Raw genomic sequence first — 5,689 nt, 5'->3', positions numbered from 1 at the left:
CTGGCCGCCCGTATCCACGCGGTGGCCACCGAACCCGCCCACCGGCGCCAGGGATACGCCCGGGCTGCCGTGTCCGCACTATTGGACCGCCTGAGCCCGGCGCCCGCGCCGACCGCGCCGAGCGGACCGCTCGCGACCCGCTCCCGCGCGGCGGTGACCGGAAGCGTCCCCTGATGGGGGTCGTCCCGATGGTTGCGCGCGTCGTTGGAGTTCGCCCGGTTGTCGCCGAGCAGGAACAGCCGCCCCTCGGGCACGGTCACCTCGACGTCCGGCTCCGCGCCCAACGGGCCGCCGCCCGTCTCGGCGACGTACGGCTCCGCGAGCGGTCGGCCGTTCACGTACAGCCGCCCGCCGTCGCTCCGGACCCGGTCGCCGCCGACCCCGATGACCCGCCTGACCAGCAGGTCGCGCGACACGCCCCACTCAGGCGCGGTGACGAGGACGACATCCCCGCGCCGCAGCTCGGACGGCTCGACGCGCTCGGCGAGGAGCGTGTCGCCCGGCCCGTACGCCGGCTCCATCGACGTCCCCTGAACCGTGTGGCCGGGGTACGCGACGCGCAGGAGGAACCCCGCGGCGATCAGCAGCACCCCCAGCGGCGCCAGTGTCAGTCCCGCGATCCGCAGTCCTCGCCCCGGCCTCATCGCCCGCCCCTCGTCGTTCGCCGTCGTCGCCCGTCACCCGTCCGGCGCCCACGCGCCGACCGGCCCCGCACCCTACCGGTGGGCCCTGGCGGGATCCGTCCGCCCCCGACCAGGCGGACTGTGGCCGCTGCGCCGATCGGTGTAGATTCGGGACGAGCCAGACGTCGCTGCTGATGGCGGTCGGGCGGTCCGCGAGCGGACCGGCCGAGGGAGAGAGGGCCTCCGACGACTGCACCGCGAACAAGTGCTCGGGCATTCGTATGCCCGCGTCGCTCACCGCCGCGGTGTGAGGCGCCCACTCGACCCCTCGCAACCGATGCCACGAGGAGCAGCCCCCGTCATGACGACCGTCGCCACGCAGGACTACAAGGTCGCCGACCTGTCCCTGGCCACCTTCGGCCGCAAGGAGATCACCCTCGCCGAGCACGAGATGCCCGGCCTGATGGCGATCCGCCGGGAGTACGCCGAGCAGCAGCCGCTCGCCGGCGCCCGGATCACCGGCTCCCTGCACATGACCGTGCAGACCGCCGTTCTCATCGAGACCCTGGTCGCCCTCGGCGCCGAGGTCCGCTGGGCCTCCTGCAACATCTTCTCCACCCAGGACCACGCCGCCGCGGCCATCGCCGTCGGCCCGAACGGCACCCCGGAGAACCCGCAGGGCGTCCCGGTCTTCGCCTGGAAGGGCGAGACGCTGGAGGAGTACTGGTGGTGCACGGAGCAGGCGCTGACCTGGCCGAACACGCCCACCGGCGGCCCGAACATGATCCTCGACGACGGTGGTGACGCCACCCTCCTCGTCCACAAGGGCGTCGAGTTCGAGAAGGCCGGCGCCGCTCCGGACCCGTCCACCGCGGACAGCGAGGAGTACGGCTACATCCTCCGGCTGCTCAACCGCACGCTGGGCGAGAACCCGCAGAAGTGGACCCAGCTGGCGTCCGAGATCCGCGGCGTGACGGAGGAGACCACCACCGGTGTCCACCGCCTCTACGAGATGCAGCGCGACGGCTCCCTGCTGTTCCCGGCGATCAACGTGAACGACGCCGTGACGAAGTCGAAGTTCGACAACAAGTACGGCTGCCGGCACTCCCTCGTGGACGGCATCAACCGCGCCACCGACGTCCTCATCGGCGGCAAGACGGCCGTCGTCTGCGGTTACGGCGACGTCGGCAAGGGCTGCGCGGAGTCGCTGCGCGGCCAGGGCGCCCGGGTCATCGTCACCGAGATCGACCCGATCTGCGCGCTCCAGGCCGCCATGGACGGCTACCAGGTCGCCACGCTCGACGACGTCGTCGAGACGGCGGACATCTTCGTCACCACGACGGGCAACAAGGACATCATCATGGCGTCCGACATCGCCCGGATGAAGCACCAGGCGATCGTCGGCAACATCGGCCACTTCGACAACGAGATCGACATGGCCGGCCTGGCCCAGATCCCGGGCATCGTCAAGGACGAGGTCAAGCCGCAGGTCCACACCTGGACCTTCCCGGACGGCAAGGTCGTCATCGTGCTGTCCGAGGGCCGTCTGCTCAACCTGGGCAACGCGACCGGTCACCCGTCGTTCGTGATGTCGAACTCGTTCGCGGACCAGACCCTGGCCCAGATCGAACTCTTCGCCAAGACGTCCGAGTACCCGATCGGCGTCTACACGCTGCCCAAGCACCTCGACGAGAAGGTCGCCCGCCTTCACCTCGACGCGCTGGGCGTCAGGCTCACGACGCTCCGCCCGGAGCAGGCCGCGTACATCGGCGTCCCGGTCGAGGGCCCGTACAAGCCGGACCACTACCGCTACTGATCCGACGCGATCCGATCCGGTGACGGGCGGGTGGCACACACCACCCGCCCGCCCCGGATCGCCCCCAGCGGAACGAGACAGGCCCCCGCACCCCCGTGCCGGGGGCCTGCTCCGTTCCTCGACCACAGCCGGCGCCGGCCGACGACAGCCGGCCACGGTGCCGGCTCCGGCTCCAGGAAGCACCCCGAGGACCCATGCCCCGCGGCCGCTATTCGCTCCACGATCCGCACGACCACACCCCCCTCGGCGAAGAGCACTTCCAGTGCGCGCCCGGCCCCTCCGGCTGGCGCTACGTGGCACGGACCACCACCCCCTCGGGCGCGCCCGCCGGCTCCGTCGACCTGGCCGTCGACGAACGCGGCCGCCCCATCCGCCTCGAACTGCGCACCGCGCACTGGCAAGTCCGCGGCGCCGCCCTCGACGGCGTCACCTGGGTCCGTACCGACCCCGCCGGAGCCCATGCCACCGAAGGCACGGTCCGCGCCCACGCCTTCACGGGCACGTCCCCGGCATTCCTCGTCGCGCTCTCGCGTCTCCTGCGCCTCACCCCCGATTCCCCGGAGACCCGCGTCCGGCTCGTCGCCTTCACGGGACCCTCGCTGGCCCCCCTGACGACCGATCAGTCCTGGTCGCTGGTGAACAGTGAAACGCACGCCACTGACAACGGCCCGCTCGTCGTGGACGAGTACCGGGTCGGGGACCTGAGCACGGGGGAGACCCACAGCGTCCACCTGGCCGGTGACGTGGTCCTCGCGGCCCCCGGCATCGAACTCGAAGAGCTCGACACCCCGCCGAACGCCTTCTGACCCCGCGGCTCCGCTCAGGCCGGCGGCGCGAACCCGGTCGCGGGCGCCGGAGGATCGGCGGGCGCGGAGGCAGCTGCGGGTACGACGGGTACGACGGGTACGACGGGTACGACGGGTGCGGTGGGCACGGCCGGCGGAGCCGCGGGCGTGGCGTACGTGGGCACGAACCCCGCACCCGCCCCGGGCACGGGCCCAGGCACCGCTCCCGGCACCGGGTGCGCGGCGAACGCCCGGTGTGCCTCCCGGGCCTGCCGCTCGGCGACCACGCCCGCCAGATACGCGGCGGCCGGCACCCCCGGCGGCGGAGGCGCCCCGGTCCGCGCGACCAGCTCGTTGGCCAGCCGGTCCGCCATCCGCTGCCCGACCGCCGGATCCAGCTGCCGCATCCGCGTCAGGTACTGCCGTATCTCCAGCCACAGCCCGTCCGGTACGGCGGACAGATCGAGCCCCGTGAACCGCCCCGCCAGCCACGGCGGCGGAGGCGGCAGCATCATGCCCGCCGACGTGGCCACCCGCTCCCGCACCACCAGCGTCCCGGCGAACACGTCCCCGAGCCGTCGCCCCCGCTCCGACACCAGCGACGCGATGACGGCGACCACCCCGGACGTCATCAGGATCTCGACGACCCCCATCGCCCCGCGCACCAGCGCGTGCCGGAACCGGATCGGCCCGCCGTCGTCCCGCACCACCCGCAGCCCGCACGCCAGCTTTCCGAGGGACCGCCCGTGCGTCAGCGTCTCCACGGCGATCGGCGCCCCGACCAGGACGAGGACGAACGCCGCGACGTTCACCGCGGCGAGCGCGGCCTCGTCCAGCGACAAGGTGAGCAGCAGCAGCCCGAGACTGATCGCCATGTAGACGACCATGATCACGGCCAGATCGATCACCAGCGCCAGCGCCCGGCTCGGCAGCCGCGCCGGCTGCAACCCAAGGACGACGGCGTCTCCCGTCACCACTCCACTCACGGCCCCCACCCTTCTTCGCCCTGCCGATCCCCGTGCGCACGTCAGTCTGCCAAGCTGGCCCGCAGCGCGCCGCAGTAGTACGGACCCGTACGCACCAGTGCCTGGAGCAGCAGCCGATCATGGACCTCGACGTCTTCGTCACCGCCCACCGCGCCGAGTGGGACCGTCTCGACCATCTGCTCGGCCGGGGCCGCCGGCTCACCGGCGCCGAGGCCGACGAACTCGTCACCCTCTACCAGCGCACGGCCACCCACCTCTCCGTGATCCAGTCGAGCGCCCCGGACCCGATGCTCACGGCACGGCTCACGCAGCTCGTCGCCCGGGCCCGCGCCATGGTCACCGGCACCCGCCGCGCCTCCTGGCGCGACGCGGCCGCCTTCTTCACCGCCGGTTTTCCCGCCGCCGTCTACCGCGCGCGCCACTGGTGGATACCGACCGCACTCCTCTCCACCCTGCTCGGCGCGCTGATCGGCTGGTGGGTGGCCGCCCATCCCGAGGTCCAGTCGGCGCTGGGCGCCCCGGACCACCTCCGCGAGATGACCCGCCCCGGCGGTCAGTACGAGACGTACTACTCCAGCCACCCGGCGGCGTCCTTCTCCGCCCAGGTCTGGACGAACAACGCCCAGGCCGCCGCCGTCTGCCTGGTCCTCGGCGCGTTCCTCGGCATCCCGGTCCTGCTGATCCTCTTCGCCAACATGCTGAACCTGGGCCTCGGCATCGGCCTCATGGCCTCCGCCGGCCGGCTCGACGTCTTCCTCGGCCTGATCCTTCCGCACGGCCTGCTCGAACTGACCGCCGTCTTCGTCGCCGCCGGTACGGGCCTCCGCCTCGGCTGGACCCTCGTCGACCCCGGACCGACCACCCGCCGCGCCGCCCTCGCCCAGCAGGGCCGCGCCGCGATCGGCATGGCCATCGGCCTGGCCCTGGTCCTCTTCCTCTCGGGCCTGATCGAAGGCTTCGTCACCCCGTCCGGCCTGCCTACCTGGGCCCGGATCGGCATCGGCGTCGTCGCCGAGCTGGCCTTCCTCGCGTACGTCTACGTCCTGGGCGGCCGCGCGGCCCGCGCCGGCGACACCGGCGACGTCGAGGAAGCCGACCGCCCCGCCGAGCTCCCGACCGCCGCCTGATGTGCGGAGCCCCCGGCTGACCTGCTAGTCTCTCCTCACCCGCAAAAAACCGTTGACACGGTCTGCGCGGGGAGGTAGATTCAAACGGTTACCCGGGGAGTTGTATCAGCTCCCGGCTGAACGTTTACACTCTTCCTCGCTCCACTCGGAGCCACCTCGATTCCTTATCCGAATCACGTACGCCACCGGTCAGGTCGCGGAAATGAATCTGATAAAGTCGGGAAAACGCCGGAAGGGCCCAAGAGCGAAAGCCAAAGGGAACGGAAAGCGCCGAGTGAATCGGATCGAAAAGATCTGATAAGCTCGAAAAGCCGGAAGGGAACGGAAGCGAAAGCGACCGGGACCGGAAAGC

Annotated in this window: 5 protein-coding genes and 1 pseudogene; 4 read left to right on the top strand and 2 right to left on the bottom strand. The window is 71.9% G+C overall.

Annotated features, from left to right (window positions below):
- Nucleotides 1-21 precede the first annotated feature (21 nt).
- A complete protein-coding gene (locus ABZ693_RS35830) occupies nt 22-174 on the top strand; it encodes a GNAT family N-acetyltransferase (protein WP_359885681.1) in 153 nt (50 codons plus the stop codon).
- Between the two features lie 74 nt (nt 175-248).
- Here ABZ693_RS35830 and lepB read toward each other — a convergent pair.
- Nucleotides 249-644: pseudogene (gene lepB, locus ABZ693_RS35825) on the bottom strand (signal peptidase I); the annotation flags it as partial.
- Nucleotides 645-984: 340 nt separating this feature from the next.
- Between lepB and ahcY the strand changes: the two are divergent.
- Both ahcY and ABZ693_RS35815 read left to right on the top strand, forming a co-directional pair.
- A complete protein-coding gene (gene ahcY / locus ABZ693_RS35820; RefSeq protein WP_359885679.1) occupies nt 985-2,439 on the top strand; it encodes an adenosylhomocysteinase in 1,455 nt (484 codons plus the stop codon).
- A gap of 194 nt (nt 2,440-2,633) precedes the next feature.
- Nucleotides 2,634-3,245, top strand: a complete 612-nt coding sequence (locus ABZ693_RS35815) for a hypothetical protein (protein WP_359885678.1) — start codon at nt 2,634-2,636, stop codon at nt 3,243-3,245.
- A gap of 14 nt (nt 3,246-3,259) precedes the next feature.
- Here ABZ693_RS35815 and ABZ693_RS35810 read toward each other — a convergent pair whose 3' ends face one another.
- Entirely contained in the window at nt 3,260-4,210 is a 951-nt protein-coding gene (locus tag ABZ693_RS35810) for an RDD family protein (RefSeq protein ID WP_359885677.1), read from the bottom strand.
- Nucleotides 4,211-4,329: 119 nt separating this feature from the next.
- Here ABZ693_RS35810 and ABZ693_RS35805 point away from each other — a divergent pair, with 119 nt between their 5' ends.
- Nucleotides 4,330-5,337, top strand: a complete 1,008-nt coding sequence (locus ABZ693_RS35805) for a stage II sporulation protein M (protein ID WP_359885680.1) — start codon at nt 4,330-4,332, stop codon at nt 5,335-5,337.
- Nucleotides 5,338-5,689 lie beyond the last annotated feature (352 nt).

The organism is Streptomyces laurentii, from assembly GCF_040635425.1.
Lineage (GTDB): Bacteria > Actinomycetota > Actinomycetes > Streptomycetales > Streptomycetaceae > Streptomyces > Streptomyces laurentii.
Note: the sequence above shows the minus strand (reverse complement) of the source record. Positions and strands in the feature narration are given on the sequence as shown.